22 protein-coding genes are annotated in these 23,078 nt (G+C 30.2%); 13 read left to right on the top strand and 9 right to left on the bottom strand.

The genetic code is table 11. The annotated features are described in order from the left end of the window. The first annotated feature begins 45 nt into the window (after positions 1-45). From purE to ACTTA8_RS01145, 7 genes are all read left to right on the top strand, one after another. Positions 46-537, top strand: coding sequence for a 5-(carboxyamino)imidazole ribonucleotide mutase (purE, locus tag ACTTA8_RS01175; protein WP_440653885.1), 492 nt, complete (start codon positions 46-48; stop codon positions 535-537). A gap of 1 nt (position 538) precedes the next feature. Then, positions 539-1,585: a 5-(carboxyamino)imidazole ribonucleotide synthase gene (locus ACTTA8_RS01170; RefSeq protein WP_440653884.1), complete on the top strand. Its 1,047-nt coding sequence runs from the start codon at positions 539-541 to the stop codon at positions 1,583-1,585. 1 nt (position 1,586) lies between these two features. Next, a complete protein-coding gene (locus ACTTA8_RS01165; RefSeq protein ID WP_440614119.1) occupies positions 1,587-2,054 on the top strand; it encodes a GNAT family N-acetyltransferase in 468 nt (155 codons plus the stop codon). A 123-nt stretch (positions 2,055-2,177) separates the two neighbouring features. After that, positions 2,178-2,384, top strand: a complete 207-nt coding sequence (locus ACTTA8_RS01160; RefSeq protein WP_075506166.1) for a cold-shock protein — start codon at positions 2,178-2,180, stop codon at positions 2,382-2,384. A gap of 137 nt (positions 2,385-2,521) precedes the next feature. Further along, positions 2,522-3,268, top strand: coding sequence for an aspartate/glutamate racemase family protein (locus ACTTA8_RS01155; RefSeq protein WP_075506167.1), 747 nt, complete (start codon positions 2,522-2,524; stop codon positions 3,266-3,268). A gap of 3 nt (positions 3,269-3,271) precedes the next feature. Beyond that, entirely contained in the window at positions 3,272-3,712 is a 441-nt protein-coding gene (locus ACTTA8_RS01150) for a hypothetical protein (protein WP_440653883.1), read from the top strand. Between the two features lie 20 nt (positions 3,713-3,732). Then, the gene (locus ACTTA8_RS01145) at positions 3,733-4,584 is read left to right on the top strand and encodes a DMT family transporter (RefSeq protein WP_440653881.1); all 852 of its coding nucleotides are present in this window, start codon (positions 3,733-3,735) and stop codon (positions 4,582-4,584) included. Here ACTTA8_RS01145 and ACTTA8_RS01140 read toward each other — a convergent pair whose 3' ends face one another. From ACTTA8_RS01140 to ACTTA8_RS01125, 4 genes are read right to left on the bottom strand one after another with little or no spacing between them, the layout of a single operon-like run. Beyond that, positions 4,585-5,172 (bottom strand): sarcosine oxidase, encoded by a 588-nt coding sequence (locus tag ACTTA8_RS01140; protein WP_440653880.1) that lies wholly within the window; start codon positions 5,170-5,172, stop codon positions 4,585-4,587. Continuing rightward, a complete protein-coding gene (locus ACTTA8_RS01135; protein ID WP_440653878.1) occupies positions 5,169-8,165 on the bottom strand; it encodes a sarcosine oxidase subunit alpha family protein in 2,997 nt (998 codons plus the stop codon). Before ACTTA8_RS01135 ends, ACTTA8_RS01140 begins: the two co-directional genes overlap by 4 nt. Continuing rightward, positions 8,165-8,434: a sarcosine oxidase subunit delta gene (locus ACTTA8_RS01130; RefSeq protein WP_440653876.1), complete on the bottom strand. Its 270-nt coding sequence runs from the start codon at positions 8,432-8,434 to the stop codon at positions 8,165-8,167. Before ACTTA8_RS01130 ends, ACTTA8_RS01135 begins: the two co-directional genes overlap by 1 nt. Continuing rightward, a complete protein-coding gene (locus tag ACTTA8_RS01125) occupies positions 8,435-9,691 on the bottom strand; it encodes a sarcosine oxidase subunit beta family protein (RefSeq protein ID WP_440614112.1) in 1,257 nt (418 codons plus the stop codon). A 124-nt stretch (positions 9,692-9,815) separates the two neighbouring features. On the opposite strand from ACTTA8_RS01125, the gene ACTTA8_RS01120 reads away from it, so the two are divergent. Then, entirely contained in the window at positions 9,816-11,501 is a 1,686-nt protein-coding gene (locus ACTTA8_RS01120; protein ID WP_440653874.1) for a formate--tetrahydrofolate ligase, read from the top strand. Here the strand turns inward: ACTTA8_RS01120 and ACTTA8_RS01115 are convergent. Together ACTTA8_RS01115 and ACTTA8_RS01110 are read right to left on the bottom strand one after the other, a co-directional pair. Next, positions 11,493-12,281: a type 1 glutamine amidotransferase gene (locus tag ACTTA8_RS01115; protein WP_440653873.1), complete on the bottom strand. Its 789-nt coding sequence runs from the start codon at positions 12,279-12,281 to the stop codon at positions 11,493-11,495. The two genes, ACTTA8_RS01120 and ACTTA8_RS01115, sit on opposite strands and share 9 nt — an antisense overlap. Further along, positions 12,281-13,432, bottom strand: a complete 1,152-nt coding sequence (locus ACTTA8_RS01110) for an iron-containing alcohol dehydrogenase (RefSeq protein WP_440653871.1) — start codon at positions 13,430-13,432, stop codon at positions 12,281-12,283. Before ACTTA8_RS01110 ends, ACTTA8_RS01115 begins: the two co-directional genes overlap by 1 nt. Positions 13,433-13,601: 169 nt before the next feature. On the opposite strand from ACTTA8_RS01110, the gene ACTTA8_RS01105 reads away from it, so the two are divergent. The 5 genes from ACTTA8_RS01105 (at position 13,602) to ACTTA8_RS01085 (ending at position 19,386) form a co-directional block, all read left to right on the top strand. Continuing rightward, a complete protein-coding gene (locus ACTTA8_RS01105; protein WP_440614108.1) occupies positions 13,602-14,846 on the top strand; it encodes an ABC transporter substrate-binding protein in 1,245 nt (414 codons plus the stop codon). 74 nt (positions 14,847-14,920) lie between these two features. Then, entirely contained in the window at positions 14,921-15,841 is a 921-nt protein-coding gene (locus tag ACTTA8_RS01100) for a carbohydrate ABC transporter permease (protein ID WP_440614107.1), read from the top strand. Then, complete coding sequence (locus ACTTA8_RS01095) at positions 15,842-16,693, top strand: carbohydrate ABC transporter permease (protein ID WP_440647539.1); 852 nt, start codon at positions 15,842-15,844, stop codon at positions 16,691-16,693. A gap of 1 nt (position 16,694) precedes the next feature. Continuing rightward, positions 16,695-18,023, top strand: a complete 1,329-nt coding sequence (locus ACTTA8_RS01090) for an alpha-glucosidase/alpha-galactosidase (protein ID WP_440614105.1) — start codon at positions 16,695-16,697, stop codon at positions 18,021-18,023. A 1-nt stretch (position 18,024) separates the two neighbouring features. Further along, positions 18,025-19,386, top strand: coding sequence for a GH1 family beta-glucosidase (locus tag ACTTA8_RS01085; RefSeq protein WP_440614104.1), 1,362 nt, complete (start codon positions 18,025-18,027; stop codon positions 19,384-19,386). Here ACTTA8_RS01085 and ACTTA8_RS01080 read toward each other — a convergent pair. Genes ACTTA8_RS01080 through ACTTA8_RS01070 form a run of 3 tightly spaced genes read right to left on the bottom strand, consistent with a single transcriptional unit; the run spans position 19,383 to position 23,078 of the window. Beyond that, positions 19,383-20,636, bottom strand: coding sequence for an MGH1-like glycoside hydrolase domain-containing protein (locus tag ACTTA8_RS01080; protein ID WP_440614103.1), 1,254 nt, complete (start codon positions 20,634-20,636; stop codon positions 19,383-19,385). The two genes, ACTTA8_RS01085 and ACTTA8_RS01080, sit on opposite strands and share 4 nt — an antisense overlap. Continuing rightward, positions 20,636-21,829: a carbohydrate ABC transporter permease gene (locus ACTTA8_RS01075; protein ID WP_440614102.1), complete on the bottom strand. Its 1,194-nt coding sequence runs from the start codon at positions 21,827-21,829 to the stop codon at positions 20,636-20,638. The genes ACTTA8_RS01080 and ACTTA8_RS01075 overlap by 1 nt, the downstream gene beginning before the upstream one ends. Then, a complete protein-coding gene (locus ACTTA8_RS01070; RefSeq protein ID WP_440614101.1) occupies positions 21,819-23,078 on the bottom strand; it encodes a carbohydrate ABC transporter permease in 1,260 nt (419 codons plus the stop codon). Before ACTTA8_RS01070 ends, ACTTA8_RS01075 begins: the two co-directional genes overlap by 11 nt.

Genomic DNA, 23,078 nt, shown 5'->3' with positions numbered 1-23,078 from the left:
TTGAAATTTTTGATTAATTTTGAAATAAACAAGAGGGTCATTTTCATGAAAAAAAATACTAATAAAAAAGTTTCAATAGTTATGGGTAGTCAATCAGACTACAAAACTATGCAATTAGCAGAAAAAACTCTTAAACAATTAGGTGTCTCGTTTGAAACTAAAATTGTTTCTGCTCATCGTACCCCAAAGAGAATGTACGATTTTGCATTAAATGCAGAAAAAAATAATATAGGGGTAATTATTGCTGGAGCTGGTGGATCAGCACATTTGCCGGGAATGATTTCTGCATTAACTCAAATTCCAGTTTTGGGTGTACCAATTGAAAGTAAAAAATTAAAAGGTTTAGATAGTTTGCTATCGATTGCTCAAATGCCAAAAGGGATACCTGTCGGTACTTTAGCAATTGGAGAAGATGGTGCTATTAATGCTGCATTACTCGCAGCTGAAATAATGGCTATTAATAATTCTTCGATCAAAAATAAGTTAAAAAGTTGGAGATCAAACCAAACTAAATCTGTTAAAAGAGCTCCAAAATAAAATGTCTAATATTACTCTTGGGATTATTGGTGGCGGCCAATTAGGAAGTATGCTTGCAATTGCTGCAAAAAAATTAGGGATAAAGATAATAATTTTTTGTGATGATTTAGAAGCACCAGCTCAAAATTTTTGTGACGAATTTATTGGTGCAAAATATGACGATAAAGAAAAAATAAATGAATTTGTAAACAAAGTTGATATCGTAACTTATGAATTCGAAAACATTCCATATGAAACATTAAATGATATCAACAAGTTAAAACCAGTTTTACCAAAACCTTCGGTAAATAGATTAATTCAACATAGGTTAGCAGAAAAAGATTTTGTAAATAAATTAAATATAAGAACAACTAGATACGTCTCAGTTGAAAATCAATCTGATATTGATGTCCTCGAAGATTTTTTACCAGGTATAATTAAAACTACAACGTTAGGTTATGACGGTAAAGGGCAACACCCTGTCTCAACATCAGAAGAATTAAAAAATCTTAAATTAGATTTATCAAGAGGATATATTTTAGAAAAATTGGTCAAACTTAAAAAAGAGATATCAATTATCATAACTAGGTTTAGTAATAATAAATATGAAATCTATGAACCTATAGAAAATACCCATGAAGATCAGATCTTAAAACATTCTAAAATACCTGCAGATATAAATGAAAAAATATTTAATCAATCAAAAGATTGGGCAATACTTATTGCCGAAGAACTTAAATATGTTGGCACTCTATGTGTAGAATTTTTTATAGATAGAAATGATAATCTTTATGTAAATGAAATTGCTCCAAGGGTTCATAATTCTGGACATTTAACAATTAATGCTTTTAATGTAAGTCAATTTGAAAATCACATCAGAGCTGTTTGTGAACTTGAACAGATACCTTTAAAAAAATTATCAAATGCAAAAATGATAAATTTACTAGGAGATCAAATATCTAACTATAGAAATTCTCCAAAACTTAAAGATAATGAATTCTTTTTTGATTATTTAAAAAAAGAAATTAAAGATAAAAGAAAAATGGGTCATATCACTATTCTGGAATAATATGTTAAAATCAATTGAGGGAAATTTTGATGATCCAGAAGTTCACAAACTTTTAACTAAGCATTTTGTTGAGCTTAGAGCTGCCTCACCTGAGGGAAGTGCTCATGTTTTAGACATCCCTGGTCTTAAAGTTCCATCAATTAAATTCTGGAGTTTATATAACAACGATCAATTAATGGGATGTGGTGCATTAAAATTTTTAGATGAGGGTCACGGAGAATTTAAATCAATTAGAATTCATGACAATTTTAGAAAAAAAGGACACGGTGTTATTGTTATTAATCATCTAATAAGTGAGGCAAAAAAATTAGATATTAAAAGATTAAGTATTGAAACAGGTGCTGGAAATTTTTTTATTCCTGCTAGAAAACTCTTTAAATCTTGTGGTTTTGAGCCTTGTGAACCTTTTGCTCATTATAAAGAAGATGTTAATTCCGTTTATTTGACTAAATTGATTGCTACAGATTGACAATAAGATCGAATAATTTCTCTATTTTGTTGACAAAACCCATTAAAATCTAAACAAATCCAAAATTACTTAATTATAAATTTTAAGTAATAATTAATATAACAAAAAGTAAGAAGAAATAATATGAGTCTAACAGGTAAAGTAAAATGGTTCAATCCAACCAAAGGTTTTGGTTTTATTGAAAGAGAAGACAAAGAAAAAGATGTGTTTGTACATGTTTCAGCAGTAAGAGATGCTGGTATGAACGGTTTAGATGAGGGTCAAGCTTTGACTTTCGATGTTGAAGATGGTCCTAAAGGTCCTTCAGCAGTTAACTTAAAAACTGCATAATTTCACACTTCCTATTGGCTGAAAAAATTTTATTTTTTAGTAAATAATTTTATTCAGCCAGTACCAGATCTTATAAAAAACAACTTTTAGTCAAAAAATTTAATTATATAAGTTGTATTTAAAATAATATAAAATTTATGATCGGAATTTTAGGTGGAATGGGTACTCAAGCTGGTCTTGATTTTTGTAATAAGCTTGCAGTGCTAAATAGAGGTAAAATTGATCAAGAATATCCTTTATTTGTTTTGTATAACAAATCAAATATTCCAGGAAGACCAGAATCTATAGGTACTCAAACAAAAAACTTATCAAATCTAAATACAAATAAATCCAATAAAACAAAATATAATAAAGTTTTAAAAAGTCTTCTTGAAGGTTGTAAGTTATTAGAAAAGAATAAATGCAAATTTATTGTTATCCCATGTAATACAGCTCATTACTGGTTTGATGATCTACAAAAAAAAATCAATATACCAATTATAAATATGCCAAAAGAAGTTTTTAAATTTACAAAAAAGAATTGTAAAAAAAATTCAAAAGTTGGTTTATTGGCCACTGAAGGTACTTTAAAAACTGGAGTGTATAATAAATTTTTTGATCAGAGCTATCAATTAGTTAACCCATCTGAAAATCTTCAAAAAAATTCAGTAAATAAAGCAATCAAGTTTGTAAAAATGGGTAATGTTAGAGCTGCTGAGAAAGCTATCAAACCAGCTATAAAATATTTGCTTAAAATGAAATGTAAAAAAATAATTTTAGGTTGTACTGAGTTGCCAATTGCAATATTCGCTTTTAAATCATTCAAGAATATTAAATCTTCAAAGATATTTTTAGATCCAAATTTAATTCTTGCTCACTCTGCAATGCAGAAACACAAAAGATAAACAGTGACATCTAAAATTGATAAGCCCTACGTTTTAAGAGTTGCTGAACTAATATATTCTAAAATAATTGAGATAAAAAATGAAAATCCTGAAGTTAATAACATTCAAGCTTTTGAGATTTTTATGACAACAAAAGATTATGATTTTATTAGCTCAGGAGAATTTCATGAAAATTGGATATCTGAATTAAAAGATAACAATTTTATTGATAAAATTACTGGTAAGAAAATTAATGATGAAACATTAAGACTTTTAGACATTCAAAAAGATTCTATGGTTAAATTTTTGCTTAAAATACCAAAATTGTATTATACAAAAACTCATTTCCCTTTGGAATTGTCTCAAAGAGCCTTTAATCATCTTTGGAGAGTTTGTGAAAGTTACGAAATGTGGTGCAAAGAAACTAAGCAAAAAAATTTGATTAAATTAAATTTAATTGATTAAATTTAAATTTATTAATTATAGTGATTAAGGTATTCCCATTTATATTTATTTTACTTTGGTCATCCGCATTTATAACTACAAAACCAATCATTGATTACAGCGATCCTTTTGCTGCATTAGCCTTTCGATTTGCACTCGTAGCATTTGGTTTTTTAATTTTTTCTATCTACTCAAGGCAGAAAATAATTGTAAGTAAGAAAAATTTTTTACAATCTTTTTTCAGTGGAGTTCTTTTTCATGGATTTTATTTAGGAGGTGTTTTTTATTCAATTTCTATTGGAATGCCTACTGGCCTTGCTGCTTTAATTGTAACTCTTCAGCCAATACTAACTAACGCATTAAGTGGACCAATACTTAAAGAGAAGGTTTCTATTAAACAATGGATAGGTGTTTTACTGGGATTTATTGGAGCATCTTTGGTTCTAGGTTTTGAAATTGGATCAAAAATTCCAACTGCTGGATTAATTGCAACCATTATAGCTTTGATAGCAATAACAAGTTCAACTCTTTGGCAAAAAACAATAAGCAACAACCTACCCTTATCAGTAAGTAACATGAACCAAGCACTTGGGGGTTTTTCATTTCATTTATTAATTATAATTTTCTTTGCCGATCCTTACATTGAATTTTCAAAAACATTTATATTTGCGATGAGTCATCAAATTTTTTTAGTGTCCTTTGGAGCATTCACAATACTTATGTTCTTAATTAAAAAAAATTCTGCAAGCAAAACTGTTTCGATATTTTTTTTAATTCCTCCTACATCTGCGTTCATGGCGTGGTTATTTTTAAATGAGAAATTATCAAATTTAGATCTTTTAGGATTTTTTATAGCTACTATTGGTGTTTATATTGCTACTAGAGATAAATAATTACTTTGCAATATATCCAAATTCTAAAGATGCGTCTGTTATTGAGTGATAAAGAGATTCACCAAAACTTCTTAATCCAAATATTCTAAATTTATCTGGATCATCATCAAGCATATCAATAGTTACTGACATTCCGTTATAAGTAGAATTTAAACATTGATTTTTTTCTAGCTCACCAAAATTAAATGGGCATCCTTTTTTTAAAACTTCCTTAGCCTCCTTACCTTCAATTTCAATTATTGCTTTTGAATGAGATATGTCTGTTATTGCAAATTCATTATCATTAAATTTTTGCTCTATTTCATTTAAAGTTTCCTTTTTCTTAGAAACTAAAATCCAATTTCTTGGACCGTTCCAAAGTATTCTTGTGTTATCATTTGAGCTAACTAAAGATGGATTGTCTCTTAAATTTAGACCATCTACCTGTATATTGTCTAATGATGAGTTTGAACTTTTATACTGAACTATCTGTACAATTAATAAATTAGTAGTTTCAGATATTGAAAGTAAATTTTTATCATCTTTACCTTCAAAATCTCCAAATTGACCTTTTGCATGCACATTATTTAAAGCTGAAATTAAACTCATGATCTAACTCTTTCTCCTTTTGGATCAACATAATGTGATGAAACTATTTCTACTGGAATAACTTTGTTTTTTAATGGAGACATTACGAATAATTTTTCTCCAATCATATTTTTTCCATCTTTTAATATTGCTAGTGAAAATGGATTATCATGCTCAACACTCCAACAAGAGGCTGAGATATGACCTAATTTTTTATTCGGCAAAGGAGCGTTAGCGTCTTTAACTAAGTGTGAACCTTCTGGAATACTAGTTTTTTTATCCAATGGAACAACGCCTACAATTCGCTGTCTATCTTCAGCTACAAAAGCTGCTCTCTGCAATGATCTTTTTCCAATAAAGTCTTTCTTTTTACTTAATAACCCTTCTAATGCATTGTCGTAAGGAATTGTTCTTCCATCTAATTCAGAACCTGCAACATGCCCCATTTCAATTCTAAGTGTAGACAGTGCTTCAGTTCCATATGGTTGAATTTGAAACTCTTCTCCAAGTTCAATTATTTTTTTCCACATAAATGTTCCGTTATCAGACTCAACATTAACTTCGTAAGCTAATTCACCTGAGAATGAAATTCTGAAGATCCTAGCTTTAACACCAAATAAATCACCCTCGACATATCCCATAAACGGAAGACCTTCATTAGATACATCTGTTTTAGGGAACAATTTCTGTAATAAATCTCTTGATTTAGGACCAGCTATGGCAGCTCCTGCCCATTGCTCGGTTGTTGAAACTACATTTACATTAAGTTCAGGCCAAACAAGTTGCAAATAATACTCTAAATGCGAAAGCACATTCGCTGCTTGAGCAGTAGTTGTTGTCATGTGATAGTGGTTTTCTGAAATTCTAGTAGTTGTACCATCATCCATCACTATCCCATCTTCTCTTAACATCACTCCATATCTTGCTTTTCCAACAGGTAACTTCAACCATGCATTTGTGTATACTCTGTTTAAAAATTCCGCAGCATCAGGACCCTTAACGTCGATCTTACCAAGTGTTGTTACATCACAAACACCAACATTTGCTCTTACATTTTTCGCTTCTCTTTTTGAAGCTTCGAACAAAGTTTCATTTCCTCTTTTATAGTATCTTGGTCTTAACCAAACTCCTGCATCAACAAAAACAGCGTTATGCTCTTCATGCCAATTGTGAATTGGAGATTTTCTTGTTGGTTTTGAGTGCTTTCCTACTTCTCTACCAACAATAGCACCTATGGAAATAGGTGTATAAGGAGGTCTAAAAGTTGTGTGGCCAACGGACGGAACAACTTTGTTTTCAATCTCAGATACTAATTGTAATCCATTTAAATTACTTGTTTTTCCTTGGTCTGTTGCCATACCTAGAGTGGTATATCTTTTTACATGTTCAATTGATCTATAACCTTCTCTTAATGCAATCTCTACATCAGAAACAGCGACATCATTTTGAAAATCTAAAAATCTTTTATAACTTTTACCTTTTGGTAATGGAACACACCAAAACTTATCATGTTTAGAATATTTTTTTTCAACTACATTTGGAATAGATATTTCATTATCTTTCTCGGTAATTTTTTTTGATAATTCTTTTCCTTTTTCAAATGATGTTTTTAAAGTTTCTTCTAGAGTAAACACACCATTAGCAGCTCCCAAAGTTGTTTCATTTTGTTTTGAAACTCCTGGAACAAACGCGTCTATCTCTTCATTAAATTTAGTTTTATTTCCTGATTGTGATGCCAAATGAATTGTAGGTGTCCAAAATCCAGAAACACATATACAGTCACAATTTATATTTTCTATTTTACCAAGTGTTTTCTTGTCTTCAGAAATAGTTGCCACATCAGCTGATTTTACTTTTTTATAACCTTGTGCTGCAACTACTACATATGAATTTTTAATATTAATTCCTAAATTTTTTGCTTCATCAATAATTTCTGATTGAGGATTTGATCTTGAATCTAAAACTACAGGCTCAACTCCATGTTTTTTAAATTCAATTGCAGTTTCATAGCCACTATCATTGTTTGTAAATACTAAAGGTTTTTTTCCAACTAAGACGCCATAAACTTTTAAATATTCTTTAGCTGCAGATGAAAGCATTACTCCTGGAGTATCATTGTTTCCAAAAACAATTGGTCTTTCGATTGATCCAGATGAAATTAGAACTTCTTTTGCTCTAATGTACCAAAGTCTTTTGTTTGGATGATATTTTTTAGTTTTAGGTAAATGATCACTAACTTTTTCAGACATTACCAACATGTTGTGATCATAATATCCAAAAACTTGAGATCTATTTTTTACGATTACATTTGGCATCTCTTTCAATTCTGAAATAATACCGTCTGCCCAATCTTTTCCAGATTGGTTACCGATATTCACATCGCTTGTTAATAATGAACCACCATATCTTGGTTTGTCCTCAGCCAAAATTACTTTGGCTCCATTTTTCGCTGCAGAATACGCACTCGCTAAACCTGATGGTCCAGATCCAGCAATTAAAAGATCACAATACTCATACTTATGTTCATATCTTTCTTTATCATGTTTTGTTGATGCTACTCCTAATCCAGCTGCTTTTCTAATAAATGGCTCATAAATTTTGTACCAAAAGCTTTTTGGCCACATAAAAGTTTTATAATAAAATCCAGCAGGTAAAAATATTTTTAAAAAATTGTTTATAGCCCCAATATCAAAGTTAACACTTGGCCAACAATTAACACTGCTTGCCTCTAATCCTTCAAATAATTCTTGTTCGGTTGCTTTAATATTTGGCTCCGTTTCACCATTTCTATAAAGTTGAACAACAGCGTAAGGTTCATCAACTCCTGCACCAAAAAACCCTCTAGGTCTGTGATATTTAAAGCTTCTACCAACTAAATGAACACCATTTGCCAATAAAGCTGAAGCTAATGTATCACCTTCATATCCAAAATAAGATGTACCGTTGAACTTAAAAGAAATTTTTTTATTTCTATTTATTAAGCCGCCTGTTTCTATTCGATAACTCTGAGTCATTAAGCAATTTCTTCGTTAGCTTTATAAGTTTTAAAAATTTCATGTGTTGCAGTATCTCTTTCAACTTTTATCCACTGTCTGCAACCAGATAAGTGCTGCCAAAGTTCTAAATGTTTTCCTCTGGGACTAATTCTATTGTATACGAAATTATCCCATACTTGATCTGTGACTTCTTTATTTAGTTCTGGTCTTTTAACAGTTGCATCTCCGCCATAAGAAAATTCATTTTGAGATCTCATTCCACAATGTGGGCATTTAATATGTAACATTTATGAAATCCAAGTTTTTGTACCAAGACCTTTTTCATCAATAAGATGACCAGTACTAAATCTGTTCAAACTGTATCCTGCATTTAATTCATGAACTCTATCTTGAGCAATAGTATGTGCAAATGTCCATCCTGATGCTGGAGTTGCTTTAAAGCCTCCGTAACACCATCCACAATTTAAATACAAACCATCAATATGAGTTTTATCAATTATTGGTGAACCATCCATTGACATGTCCATAATCCCACCCCAAGTTCTTAGCATTTTTAATTTACTTAAAAATGGCATCATCGCAATTCCTTCAGTTAAAACATGTTGTAATGTTGGAAGATTACCTCTTTGAGCGTAACTATTGTAACCATCGAGGTCTCCACCCATTACCATTTCACCTTTGTCTGATTGACTAATATAAAAGTGACCTGCACCAAAAGTTACAACTTTATCTAAAACTGGTTTCACTGGTTCAGAAACACAAGCTTGTAAAAGATGAGTTTCAATTGGCAAAGTCATATTTAATTTTTCTGCTAAAATATTTGTGCTACCAGCAACACATAGACCTACTTTTTTTGCTTTAATATTTCCTCTAGATGTTCTGATCCCTTTTATTTTTCCTGCAGAAACATCAAAACCTGTAACTTCACAATTTTGAATTATATCTACCCCCATCGAGTCAGCTTGACGAGCATACCCCCAAGCAACTGCATCATGACGAGCAGTTCCAGCGCTTGGTTGCATCAATCCACCAAAGATTGGAAACCTTACGTTATCTGAAAAATCAGCCATTGGAATTAATTCTTTTACTTCTTCTCTATTCAAAAGAACTGCATCTATTCCATTTAATCTCATCGAATTTCCTCTTCTTGCGTATGCATTCATTTGTGCATCTGAGTGTGCAAGATTAATTATTCCTCTTGGAGAAAACATTACATTGTAATTTAAGTCCTGACTCATCTTTCTCCATAGATCCATTCCAAACTCACTGAAAAGACCATTTTCATCATGCATGTAGTTTGATCTGATAATTGTAGTGTTACGTCCAACGTTTCCACCGCCAATCCATCCTTTTTCAATGATGGCTACTTTTGTAATTTGATGCTCTTTAGCTAGATAATACGCTGTAGCTAAACCATGACCACCGCCTCCAATGATAACAACATCGTACTCTTCTTTAGGATTTGGATCTTTCCAAGCTAAATCCCAATTTTGATGGCCTGTTAATGCATTTTTAACCAAGCTAAAAATAGAATACTTTTGCATATTAGAATTTTATATTAATGAATTTAAATAGTTCTTATTTTTTTTATATATATATTTTAGAAGTTTCGAAAAATCTCAAATAAGATAATTATTATGCAAAAAAATTTACAATAAAGGATAACGAATGAGCGAAGTAAAATCAGATATACAGATAGCTAGAGAAGCTAAAATGCAACCAATAAATGATATTTTAGCAAAAATAAATGTACCTGATGAAAGCTCTGCGTTTAGTCCTATGGGCAGACATATTGCAAAAATAAATTTAGAATATTTAGAGCAACTAAAAGACAAGCCAGATGGAAAATTAATTTTGGTAACTGCTATTACTCCAACACCAGCAGGAGAAGGAAAAACTACAACTTCAGTTGGATTAAATGATGGTTTAAATAAAATTGGAAAAAAATCTATCGTATGTCTTAGAGAACCAAGCTTAGGTCCTTCTTTTGGTATGAAAGGTGGAGCAGCTGGTGGAGGTTATGCACAAGTCGTTCCAATGGAACAAATCAATTTGCATTTTACAGGTGACTTTCATGCAATTACATCGGCTCATAATTTATTATCAGCATTAATCGATAATCATATTTATTGGGGAAATAAACTGGATATCGATGTTAGAAGAATTGTTTGGAAAAGAGTTATGGACATGAATGATAGATCGTTAAGATCTATAAATATAAATTTAGGTGGTGTAGCAAATGGTTTTCCAAGAGAAGATGGTTTTGATATTACAGTTGCATCAGAGATAATGGCAATCTTTTGCTTATCAAATGATTTGGAAGATTTAGAAAAAAGAATTGGAAATATAACTATTGGGTATACTAGAGATAAAAAACCAGTTTATGCAAAAGACCTAAATGCTCAAGGTCCTATGACAGTTCTTTTAAAAGAAGCTATCAGACCTAATGTTACACAAACTTTGGAAAATAATCCTGCAATTATTCATGGTGGTCCGTTTGCAAATATTGCTCATGGTTGTAACTCGGTTATCGCAACTAAGACTGGTTTAAAATTAGCAGACTATGTTGTAACTGAAGCGGGATTTGGTGCTGACCTTGGTGCAGAAAAATTCTTAGATATTAAATGTAGAAAATCAAATTTAAAACCAAGCTGTGTTGTAATTGTTGCAACTATAAGAGCTTTAAAAATGCACGGTGGTGTTGCTAAAGATGATTTGAAAAACGAAAATGTTGAAGCTTTAAAAAAAGGGTTAGTAAATTTAGAAAGACATATTCAAAATGTTAAAAAATTTGGTTTACCTGTTGCTGTAGCAGTTAATCATTTTATAAAAGATACTGATAATGAAGTGAAAGCACTTATAGATTTTTGTGATAATTTAAGTGTTAAAGCTAGTCTGTGTACTCATTGGGCAAATGGTGGTGAAGGTACAAAAGAATTAGCAGCTCATGTTTCAGAATTATGTGAAAAAGATGAAGCTAAATTTCAATTTTTATACGAAAGCAAAACACCTTTGTTTAAAAAAATAGAGACTATTGCAAAAGAAATATATAGAGCAGATGAAGTAATCGCTGATACAAAAATTAGAGATCAACTTAAAAACTTTGAAGAAGCTGGATATGGTGATTTACCAATTTGTGTTGCAAAAACTCAATACAGTTTTTCAACAGATCCAAATCTTAAAGGAGCGCCGACAGGTCATGCTTTACCACTTAGAGAGGTGAGATTATCATCAGGTGCAGAGTTTATTGTGGTTATTTGCGGTGCAATCATGACTATGCCTGGATTACCTAGGGTTCCTGCAGCTGACTCTATTAAACTAAATGAAAAAGGTGAGATTGAAGGATTATTCTAAGTTAAGATAATCTAACCAATTCTCTAATTCTCTCATTCTGGAAATTTTATCTAATTTTTTGTTTTCTATTTCTATATTTTTAATGTGGTCATCAATATGATTTTGGTCTTTAAAAGCACCACGTTCTATAAGTCTATCTTTTCTAAAAATAATTAAGTTAATCATCTTGTTGTAAGTAATTTCTGGATGATACTGAAGGCCCCACACATCACAATTTCCAACTTTAAAATTTAAACCTTGAACGTTGTTAATTGGGTTTGAAGCTAGCAGTGTTGAATTTTCTGGAAGAGTTACAACTTCATCAAAATTAAATGCTGGAGTATTAAACTTTTTATTTTTGTTTTTATATAATGGATGATTTAAACCATTCTCATTAATTTCAATATCTCTTGCAATCCCTCGGTGTGACCCCTTCTCTGCCTTTTTTACTTCACCACCTGCAGCGGTTACTGCAACTTGCATTCCCCAACATATCGCTAGAACTTTTTTAATTTTTTTCTGGCATTCCTTCATAAATTCTATTTGTCTTAAAATTTCAGGTGTCTTGTTATAAATATTTAAACTACTTCCACCCCAAATAAGACCATCATAACTTTCTAGTGGATCTATATTCTCACTTATATTTTCATCTGAAGAGGGATTAACTACATCTATATTTAGTTGATCAGTAAAATTAGAAAGACTATGTTTTAAGCTTTCTGTATGAGTTTGAATACCTGCTTCTGTAAAACTTTGATTTTCCTCTTGTAAATTACCTTCTACTACCAAAATTTTCTTCATTAAAATAACTCTCCTGAAATACTTTTTTTATACATTTCTTTTAAATCATCTTTTGTTATTTTTTTTGGATTGCCTCCTGTAGATGGATCTTCAAATGCCATTAAAGAGAGTTTTTCTAAATCAATTTCATTACAATCCATAACATCTGAAAGTTTATGAGGGATGTTTAATTCTTTACGCAAATTTAATATCCATCCTAAAAAGCTTTCAAATGTACTATTTAGATTAAGATAATTACAAATAGATATAATTCTTTTTTCAATAACTGATTTATTGAAAGTTAAAACATAAGGCATAAATATCGCGTTACTTAAACCATGATGTACATCAAACTGTGCATTTATTGGATGACTTAGCGAGTGTATTGCACCAAGACCTTTTTGAAAAGCAGTAGAGCCCATGCTAGATGCCGCTAACATTTCAGATCTAGCTTCTATGTTCGTACCATTTTTATAAACCTCTATTAAAGAATTTTTAATTAACCTCATACCTTCAAGCGCGATACCATCTGCCATTGGGTGAAATCCAGGTGCACAAAAAGCCTCGAGATTGTGAGCAAGTGCATCCATTCCTGTTGCAGCTGTTATTCTTGGTGGAAGATCTTTGGTTAAATTTGGATCTAAAATTACAATAGAAGGTAAAATTTTTGGATGAAAAATTATTTTTTTTATTCCTGTTTCTTCATTAATGATGGCTGAAGCTCTTCCTGTTTCTGATCCTGTTCCTGCAGTAGTTGGAACCGCTATAATAGGAGAAATTTTATTTTCATCAGCTCTTGTCCAATAATCACCTATATCTTCAAAATCCCATATAGGTCTTTTTTGACCGCACATAAAAGCTATTCCCTTTCCGACATCTAATGCACTACCTCCACCAAAGGCAATTACTCCATCACATTTTTTTTCTATATATAAAGAAACCCCATCCATCACGTTTTTTCCAGTTGGGTTTCCTGAAAATTGTGAAAATACTTGTAAATGATCAAAGTCTTTTTTTAATTTTTCAATTACTTTTGAAGTCATTGGAAGATTTAAAAGATCTTTATCAGTTACAAAAAGTGGACTTTTAATTTTTAAACTTGAACAGGCAGTTGCAAGATCTTCTATTTTACCTGCTCCAAACCAAATAGTAGTAGGATAATTCCAATTCATAAAAAAATTATAATTAGTATAATTATATAGATATTTTCTATAATTTAATATTAGAAACTATTTATAATTTACCAATTTTTTTTTGCGACAAATAGTAATCGAAATTTTCGTTTGTAATCGATTTGAAAAATACATAGTCTATTACTCATACATAATAAAAGGAGTATAAATGAAAAAGATTATTATCTCATTAATAATGACGTTTGGAATAATCTCTTCAACTTCATTTGCTGGTACTTTAGTAATAAACACAGATACATCTGATGCAGCACCTAAAGCAGCTTTTGAATATATCATTAAGAAATTTGAAGATGAAAATCCTGATGTCACAGTAAAATGGAATGTTTTTGATCATGAAGGTTACAAACAATCTATTAGAAATTTTTTGAACACTGATCCACCTGACGTGGCAAACTGGTATGCAGGAAACAGAATGTTGCCATTTGTTAGAGCAGGTTTATTTGAAGATGTGTCTGATATCTGGTCAGATTCAGGATGGGTTGATGGAAACTTAAGTGAAAATATGGAGCATGCTAAAAAATCCATGACAATTGGTGGCAAGCAATGGGGAATTCCTTATACTTACTATCAGTGGGGAGTTTATTACCGAAAAGATATTTTTAATAACTTAGGTATTAGTGTTCCAAAAACTTGGGATGAGTTCGTTAAAGCTTGTGAAACAATTAAAGCAAGTGGTGTTACACCGATAACTATTGGATCAAAATATCTATGGACTACTGCAGGAGTATTTGACTACTTAAATTTAAGAACAAATGGATATGAATTCCATATGGATCTTACTTTAGGAAAAGTTCCTTATACTGATGCTAAAGTTCAAGCAGTTTTTGATAAATGGGATGAGTTGGTTAAACCTGGTTACTTTTTAGAAAATCATGCTGCTCTAAGTTGGCAAGAGGCTCTAACCCCAATGATTAATGGTGAAGCTGCAATGTATGTTATGGGTAATTTTGCAGTTGCTCCTTTAAAAGAGGGTGGTTTAAATGATGATACTTTAGGATTCTTTCAATTTCCTGAAATAACTCCAGGTATTCCAATGGCTGAGGAGGCACCTACTGATACAGTGCATATACCTTCAAAAGCTAAGAATAAAACTGATGCAAAACGTTTCTTAATATTTATGTCTCGAGCAGATGTGCAAGAAGAGATTAATAAAATATTAGGTCAGCTACCTATTAACAAAAACTCTGGTGTTAAAGAAGGAGATCCTTTCTTATCAGCAGGATTAAATATGCTTAATAATGCTTATGCGATGGCGCAATTCTACGATAGAGATGCTCCAGCTCAAATGGCATCAGAAGGTATGAAGGGCTTCCAAGAATACATGTCTAATCCAGACAGAAGACAAAAAATCTTGGAAAGATTAGAAAAAGTACGTCAAAGAGTTTATAAATAAACTTTTAAATTAACTTAGGGGCTTATTGGCCCCTAAGTGTAAATCGATTTCATCAATTTTTAAAATAGAATTAAATGGAACTAAATAATTCAAAAGCAAAAAGAATTACTTGGTGGCAAAAAAATCAAATTAAAGTAAGCCCATGGATTTTTTTAGCTCCAGGTTTGATATTTTTTTTCATTTATGTAATAGCTCCAATATTTGTATCTATTGGTATATCTTTTTATCAATGGGATGGCTTGTCCCCTTCGATATATGTTGGTCTTCAAAATTATATTGAACTACTAGATGATGAATATTTTTATATTTCACTTTGGAATAATGTTAAGTGGTTAGTATTTTTCATGCTAGCTGTTCCTATTGGTCTTGGATTAGCAATATTTTTAAATCAAGTTGTTTTTGGAATTAGGTTAGTAAAATCTCTATTTTTTTTTCCATTTGTTATATCTCAAGTGGTTATTGGTCTAATTTTTACCTGGTTTTACCAACCAAACTATGGGGTCATTGCACCATTTCTAAATTTCATTGGGTTAGAGGGATTTTCAATTCTTGCAAATGAAGATACTGCTACTTATGGGATAATATTTGCAGGTCTATATCCGCAAATTGCTTATTGTTTAATTTTATATTTAACAGGACTTAATAATATTAACCCTGAACAAATCGAAGCTGGAAGAATGGATGGTGCTAAAGGGTTTCATTTATTTTGGAACATAGTACTCCCACAGCTTAGACCTGCAACTTTTCTAGCAATTGTAGTTACTGTAATTGGTGCACTAAGAAGTTTCGATATGGTAGCAATAATGACTCAAGGAGGTCCTTATGGATATTCAAATGTCTTGGCGTACTACATGTTTGAGCAAGCTTTAAGTGAATATGGTTACAGAATGGGATACGGGTCAGCAATAGCAACTGTTTTATTTACGATAATGATGTTTTATATTTTGTTTTTCATATACAGAATGTATCGAAATGAGAGAGAGGATAATAACTAAATGTTCCCTACTCCTATTCATCAAAGACCAGTTGTAAATCAATATATTTATAAAATATTTTTACCTATCTCATTAATTATTTGGCTGATACCAATATTTGGTATTTTAATGACATCTATCAGAGGCCTGGGAGATATTACAGCTGGAAACATGTGGGGAACTCCGAGTGAATTTTTACTTTTTTCAAATTTACACGATGTTTTCACTAATACTCCAATGGTTAAATATACTCTAAATAGTTTTAAAGTAACTATACCAACAATGTTAGGAGCAGTTGCTTTAAGTTGTATGACTGGCTTTGCACTTGCTAACTATAAATTTAAGACAAATTTAACAATATTTTTTATTTTCATAGCTGGAAACTTTGTTCCATTTCAAATTTTAATGATACCAGTTAGAGACCTGACTTTTAAAATTGGTCTCTACAACACTATTACAGGATTGGTGTTATTTCATGTAGCTTTTCAAACAGGGTTTTGTACACTTTTTATGAGAAATTTTATTAAAGCTCTACCTCAAGAGCTTATTGAAGCCGCAAGAATGGATGGAGCATCTGAATTTAAAATATTTTGGAAAATAATATTACCTTTAACTAGACCAGCTATAGCAGCACTTTGTGTATTAATTTTTACATTTATTTGGAACGATTATTTTTGGGCAACTGTCTTAATACAAGGTGATCATGCAATGCCTATTACTGCTGGATTAAAATCATTGAATGGTCAATGGATTACAGCTTATCACTTGTTATCAACTGGATCCATTGTTGCTGCTATACCTCCCGTTGTTATGTTTTTCTTAATGCAAAAACATTTTATTGCTGGATTAACTCTTGGGGCAACTAAAGGTTAGTATGATTAAAGTTACATTTATTGGAGCTGGAAGTACTGTGTTTATGAAAAATATACTTACAGATATTTTGCTTGAAAAAAAATTCAGTAACTGTGAAATAGTTTTGCAAGATATTGATGAAAGACGATTAAAAACCTCAAATTTAGTCGCAGAAAAAGTTGCAAAATCAATAGGTGTAAATCCAAAAATTATAATTGAAAAAAATCAAAAAAAAGCACTCAGTGGAGCTGACTTCGTAATATTAATGTTTCAAATAGGAGGTTATGAGCCTTCTACAGTTATTGATTTTGAAATACCAGCAAAGTATGGACTAAAACAAACTATTGGTGACACTTTAGGAATAGGTGGAATTATGAGAGGATTGAGAACAGTTCCTGCCCTGTTGTCCGTTGCAAAAGATATGAATGAAGTTTGTCCGGGCGCAACTATGTTGCAGTATGTTAATCCTATGGCAATTAATTGTTTAGCATTGTCTAAATTTGCCCCTGAGCTTAAATATGTTGGGCTTTGTCATTCTGTGCAAGGAACTGCTGAAGATTTAGCAAAAGATATTGGTGAGGATATTAAAAATATTAGTTATGAATGTTCAGGTATCAATCATATGTCTTTTTATACTAAGTTTGAAAAAATTAATTCTGATGGAAAAAAAGAAAATCTTTATCCTAAAATTTTTAAAGCTGGAAAAGAAAAAACATTTGGAACCAATTGGGACGGATGCACGAATGAAGTTAGATATAAAGTTTTAGAAAAATTTGGATATTTTGTTACAGAATCATCCGAACACTTTGCAGAATATACTCCTTGGTTTATCAAAAATAACAGAGAGGATTTATTGAGTGAATTCAATATTCCAATTAATGAATATATTAGAAGGTGCAAAAAACAAATTAAAGAGTGGGATCAACAAGAGCAAAATTTATTAGATGGAGAAAAATTTGTTTGTGAGAAATCTTTAGAGTATGCTTCACGGATTATTGTATCAATTGTTGACGGAAAAGAAGACACAATTAATGGTAATGTTTTGAATAACAAGTTGATTTCTAATTTACCAGATGATTGTTGTGTTGAAGTACCATGTAAAATAAATAATGAAGGAATTAACCCACAAAAAGTTGGGGATTTACCAATGCATTTAGCAAACCTAATGAAAACTAATATAAATGTACAACAGTTAACTGTTGAAGCTTTAAGAACTAAAAAGAAAGATGCTATTTATCATGCAGCTATGTTGGATCCACTTACTTCCTCTTTATTAAGTTTAGATCAAATAAGTTCTATGGTAGATGAGTTGTTAATAGCTCATAAAAATTGGATACCAAAATTTAATTGACATGAAAAATAACTTTCCTAATGGTTTTTTTTGGGGGACTGCAACTGCAAGTTACCAAATAGAGGGTGCTATTGATAAAGATGGAAAGAGTAAAAGTATTTGGGATACTTTTACACATACACCTGGAAAAGTAAAAAATAATGAAAACGGGGATACAGCTGTAGATCATTATCATAGATACGAAGAAGATATTGAGTTGATGGCTAATATAAATCTAAATTCCTATAGATTTTCTTTAGCGTGGACTAGGATTATTCCAGAAGGAAAAGGTAAAATAAATCCAAAAGGGATAGATTTTTATTCAAGATTAATTGACAAATGTTTAGAAAAAAATATTGAACCTTTCATAACTTTATATCACTGGGATCTTCCTCAATCTCTACAAGATAAAGGAGGTTGGGCAAATAGAGATATGACAAATATATTTGCAGATTATTCAGAGTCTATTGTTAAAAATTTTGGAGACAGATGTAATCATTTTATCACATTTAATGAACCAGCTGTTTTTACAATTTATGGATATGTAGATGGTTATATGGCTCCAGGATACAAAGATTTAGAGAAATATTTTGCATCAATACATAATGTTAATCTTGCACATGGTACAGCTTTTCAAGCAATGAAAGCTTTAAACAATAATATTAAAATTGGTTGTTCATTTAATATGGCACCCTGTATTCCTGCTACAAAATCAAGTGAAGATCTTCATGCTACTAAATTATTTGATACTTATTGGAATAGATCATTTGCTGACCCTATGTATCTTGGAAAGTATCCAGAATTATTAATTGATAATGTCTCAAAACATATTCAACAAGATGACATGAAAACTATTTTTCAAAAAAATGATTTTATAGGATTAAACCATTATCAACATTATAGAATTAAAGCTGACAACAATAATTTACTTAAAGCAAGAGGAGCAGTTAATGATGAATTACCTTTTGGTCTTGAAGATAAAGATACAAAGTTAACTCTTATGGGATGGGAAATTGTTCCAGATGCTTATTATGATCAAATTATGGATTTAAAAAATAATTATGGAAATCCAGATATTTATTTAACTGAAAATGGTGCTGCATATCCAGATTTAATTGAAAAAAATGGAGAAATAAACGACACCGATCGTATTGATTATTTTAAAAAATATTTAAATGCTGTAAAAAAATCTATTGATGATGGAGCTAAAGTTAAAAGCTATTTTGCATGGACATTCATGGATAATTTTGAATGGGCATTAGGATTTGAAAAGAGATTTGGAATAGTGCACGTTGATTTTAAGACTTTAAAAAGAACTCCTAAAAAGTCATATTATTTTTTCAAAAAACTTGTGGAAGAGAATTCCATTCCACTAGACTTTTAATTTATTAAATCCAAATATAAAGCTGCTGACCAAGAAAAATTATTAGCACCATAAGGAGTTCCTGATTTACAACTGTAGTATTCATGAAAATCCTTTTCATGCATTAAATCTAATGTATGTGATTTTATTTTATTAGCAAAATTAGGGTCTTTTTCCAATAATCCTTTATATAAGATCCAATTACAATTAATCCAAACAGGTCCTCTCCAATATCTTATCTCCTCAAAATATTTGCTATCAGGCTTTATTGACGAAAAGAAATATTTTTCATTCGAATTATACTTTTTTAAACTTTGAATTATCGAATTATTAATTTCTTTATTTTGAATATCTGCAAACAAAATAAAATAATTTGTAATAGAAGGGATTTCTAAAGATTGCTTATTTAAAACATCGAATGAATAAAATGAATTATCATTTTGATTATATAAACTAATCAATTTATTTTCAGTTTTTGTTATTTTTTTTTCAATTGAAGCACAGTCAATATTATTTTTTGTTGCAATATAGACTAGATCTTTGCAAGCTTTCAAAAACAAAGAATTAAAACCTATATCAGCAACATTAAACATTGAAATATCATAGAGCTTTTCAGGATTATATTTTTCATTTCTGAACTGATTTAAAAGAGTAATATAACAATCGTAATCTCTTTTAAGTGGTCGTACATCACTACTTGAGACATCCAAATCTCTTCTTTTATATTCCAAATTTTCTTCAATTAAAATTTTACTTAAAGGAAAATCCCATAAAGGCGAATTATCTGTGCCACTTTCCCAAGGATGTAATATTGATACTAAACCAGTATCATTTGGGTCTCTATATTTATAAAACCATTCTAAATATTTTTTTGTTTTTTTTATTAAGTTCAAAATTCTTTTCATTTCACTCGAACTAAATTCATTCTTATCTAACATTAATTTTAAAATACTTGAGACTATAGGTGGTTGAGTTATTCCAGATGATGGAATTTTATCGCCACACTGCCAAGTATTATGATTGGGAAAATAATTTTCATCCTTTTGATGAAACAAAATATGAGGAACCATACCGTCTGACCATTGTCCTTCGAACAACTTTTCTAACTCAACTATTGCGTATTCTTTATTAAAATAAGAATAACCGAGGGCTATATATGCTGAGTCCCAATTCCATTGAGCTGGGTACAACTTATTGTTTGTAGGCAGAGTGTATCCCTCACGCCTATTATTTAATAAAATATTCTCAGCTTCTCTTTTTAACAAACTCATTAACCCTTAACGCTCCCTGATGTTAATCCACTAACTAAATATTTTTCAAAATAAACAAAAATAAATAAAATTGGTAAAGTTACAACTACTGAACCAGCCATTAAATATTGTCTTGGTGTTTCAGCTCCTACGTTTAAGAACTGTATTGCTCTTGATAATGTAAATGAGCTAGGGCTATCTAAAAACATTAGTGAAAATAAAAACTCATTCCAGGCAATCATAAATACATATAATGCTACAGAGGCAATTGCTGGTAAACTTAAAGGTAAAATGATTTTAACAATTATTCCAAACCAATTTTGTCCATCCATTATACCCGCTTCTTCAAGTTCTTTTGGTATACTTTTGAAATATCCTTGGAGCATATAAATTGCAACTGGCAGTGTTGTGGCTGTATAAATAATTAATAATCCAAATACAGAATTTCTTAGACCTAATTGACTAAAAACTGTGTAAAGAGGTATGACGAGGACAATAGCTGGAAACATATATATAATTAAAATAGAAGTAGATAAAAAATGTTTTCCAAAAAAGTTTAATCTTGCTACTGCATAAGCTGCTGGGATCCCAAGTAATAAAGTAATTATAACCGTGCCTACTGAAACAATTGAACTATTAAGCATGTACCTGCCAAAATTATATTCTGTAAAAACCACAATATAGGATTTGAATAAGGTTTTTATATCTTGTGTTAAATCAACACTGAAATCTAAAGGATTAATTAATAAAAGGGCTTGGGTCTTGAAGCTTGTTACTAGCATCAAGTAAAAAGGGAATAAAATTACAAAAGAAAAAAAGATTATTCCAAATAAGGTTAAAAAATCAAAAAATATAATTTGTGCAGAAAAATCATAATTAAAATGTTTTTTATTATAATTAGATAGCTTATTAACAAAAAATAATAGTATAAGAAATGTACCTATATAATGCCAAACAGGTAAAGAACTATTAATAAAATAATCAACTAAAACAAACACAGATGCTAATAAAATTACTTTAGATAATTTGTTAAATTTTTCACTTAAGAAAATTGAAATAATAGAAATTATAATTCCACTTAAAAAATAAAAATTAAAATTTAAAGTTTGAAGCTCAATTCCTTGTAATGTGGATAAAATTTTCCAAATAGAAATCAGTGAAAATAAAAAAAATGAGGAAATTAGACTAAATGTGATAATTGATTTAATTCTCATTGGCTCTTTTTCCTATAAGCTTAAAATAAATTAACATAAAAAATAAAAGTAATAATACAATCACCATTGATACAGCAGATCCCATTCCAATATTTCCTATTGAAAATCCCTGTTCATAGACATTAATTGGAAGTGTTCTTGTTCCTGACGCACCTCCTGTTAAAAGAAAAATATCTTCGAACTTATTAAAATTCCAAATAAACCTAATCATAAACAAAATTGAAATCACTGCAGTAATCTGTGGCAATGTTATATTCATAAATTTAGTGTAAGGCCCAGCACCATCAATATCTGCTGCCTCATAAAGTTCTTTAGGAACTGCTTGAAGTCTTGCTAATATAAAAAGAAAAGCTAAAGGAAAATATCTCCAGATTTCAAAGATAATAACAGTTGTAAGCGCTAATCTTAATTTAAATTCAAAACCAAAAATAAAAATTGATACATACTTTTGACCTAATAAATTTATTGGCTTATCTATTATACTATAATTCAGTAATAGATTATTTAAAGTACCACTATTAGGATCTAATAGAAGTTCCCATGTAAAAGCTAAGGCCACAACTGGAGCCACATAAGGAAACAATAACGTACTTCTTACAAAGCTTCGACCTCTAAACTTTTGATTTACCATTTGTGCTGACAAAATTCCAAAAACAATCGCACCCACAGTTCCAAAAAAAGTATAATAAAATGTTGTTAATAATAAATCTTTAAATTCATAGTTTGTGATTACTTTTTTAAAATTTGACAAAGTAAAATCACTTGTCAAAAGTATGTTATCTGCTTTTCCCTTTAAATTAGGTTTATTTAATTTAAATTGTTTTTTATCAATTTTTTCACCATTTTTTGTCTCAAAAAAAATTATAAATTGCTCTCTGTATTTTTTTGACCAATTACCAAAATCACACTGAACTTTATTTGAAGTGAACTTACATCTCTCATCTAAATCAATCGGTTTAACATTACTTGGGAATTTATCTTGAAATTTAACATTTCTAATATCTTGAATTAAGGAACTATTTCTTAATTTATATATAATCTTTATTTTTGAATCTTCGTTTTTAATAGATTTAACTATTTTTTTAGCTCGTGGCTCTGGAATTCTTATATCTTTTAATTGAACTTCCTTAAAACTAATCCAAACGTTTGAAAATATTGGAAATAATACTATTGCAAATACTATTAAAACTGCTGGCAAAGTTAAGGCATAAGCAGTTCTTTTTTCTATTTTTGAAAGTGAATTACTCAT

The sequence above is a fragment of the Candidatus Pelagibacter sp. HIMB1506 genome (assembly GCF_052047935.1).
Taxonomy (GTDB): domain Bacteria; phylum Pseudomonadota; class Alphaproteobacteria; order Pelagibacterales; family Pelagibacteraceae; genus Pelagibacter.
This window is presented reverse-complemented; position numbering and strand designations above follow the sequence as displayed.

Coding starts and splice junctions, on each gene's coding strand:
- ACTTA8_RS01130 (WP_440653876.1), bottom strand. CDS start 8,434: ATGTTACATATTAAATGCCCACATTGTGGAATGAGATCTCAAAATGAA.
- ACTTA8_RS01080 (WP_440614103.1), bottom strand. CDS start 20,636: ATGAGTTTGTTAAAAAGAGAAGCTGAGAATATTTTATTAAATAATAGG.
- ACTTA8_RS01070 (WP_440614101.1), bottom strand. CDS start 23,078: ATGAGTAATTCACTTTCAAAAATAGAAAAAAGAACTGCTTATGCCTTA.
- ACTTA8_RS01115 (WP_440653873.1), bottom strand. CDS start 12,281: ATGAAGAAAATTTTGGTAGTAGAAGGTAATTTACAAGAGGAAAATCAA.
- ACTTA8_RS01105 (WP_440614108.1), top strand. CDS start 13,602: ATGAAAAAGATTATTATCTCATTAATAATGACGTTTGGAATAATCTCT.
- purE (WP_440653885.1), top strand. CDS start 46: ATGAAAAAAAATACTAATAAAAAAGTTTCAATAGTTATGGGTAGTCAA.
- ACTTA8_RS01085 (WP_440614104.1), top strand. CDS start 18,025: ATGAAAAATAACTTTCCTAATGGTTTTTTTTGGGGGACTGCAACTGCA.
- ACTTA8_RS01100 (WP_440614107.1), top strand. CDS start 14,921: ATGGAACTAAATAATTCAAAAGCAAAAAGAATTACTTGGTGGCAAAAA.
- ACTTA8_RS01170 (WP_440653884.1), top strand. CDS start 539: ATGTCTAATATTACTCTTGGGATTATTGGTGGCGGCCAATTAGGAAGT.
- ACTTA8_RS01095 (WP_440647539.1), top strand. CDS start 15,842: ATGTTCCCTACTCCTATTCATCAAAGACCAGTTGTAAATCAATATATT.
- ACTTA8_RS01165 (WP_440614119.1), top strand. CDS start 1,587: ATGTTAAAATCAATTGAGGGAAATTTTGATGATCCAGAAGTTCACAAA.
- ACTTA8_RS01120 (WP_440653874.1), top strand. CDS start 9,816: ATGAGCGAAGTAAAATCAGATATACAGATAGCTAGAGAAGCTAAAATG.
- ACTTA8_RS01160 (WP_075506166.1), top strand. CDS start 2,178: ATGAGTCTAACAGGTAAAGTAAAATGGTTCAATCCAACCAAAGGTTTT.
- ACTTA8_RS01090 (WP_440614105.1), top strand. CDS start 16,695: ATGATTAAAGTTACATTTATTGGAGCTGGAAGTACTGTGTTTATGAAA.
- ACTTA8_RS01155 (WP_075506167.1), top strand. CDS start 2,522: ATGATCGGAATTTTAGGTGGAATGGGTACTCAAGCTGGTCTTGATTTT.
- ACTTA8_RS01135 (WP_440653878.1), bottom strand. CDS start 8,165: ATGACTCAGAGTTATCGAATAGAAACAGGCGGCTTAATAAATAGAAAT.
- ACTTA8_RS01110 (WP_440653871.1), bottom strand. CDS start 13,432: ATGAATTGGAATTATCCTACTACTATTTGGTTTGGAGCAGGTAAAATA.
- ACTTA8_RS01140 (WP_440653880.1), bottom strand. CDS start 5,172: ATGAGTTTAATTTCAGCTTTAAATAATGTGCATGCAAAAGGTCAATTT.
- ACTTA8_RS01075 (WP_440614102.1), bottom strand. CDS start 21,829: ATGAGAATTAAATCAATTATCACATTTAGTCTAATTTCCTCATTTTTT.
- ACTTA8_RS01125 (WP_440614112.1), bottom strand. CDS start 9,691: ATGCAAAAGTATTCTATTTTTAGCTTGGTTAAAAATGCATTAACAGGC.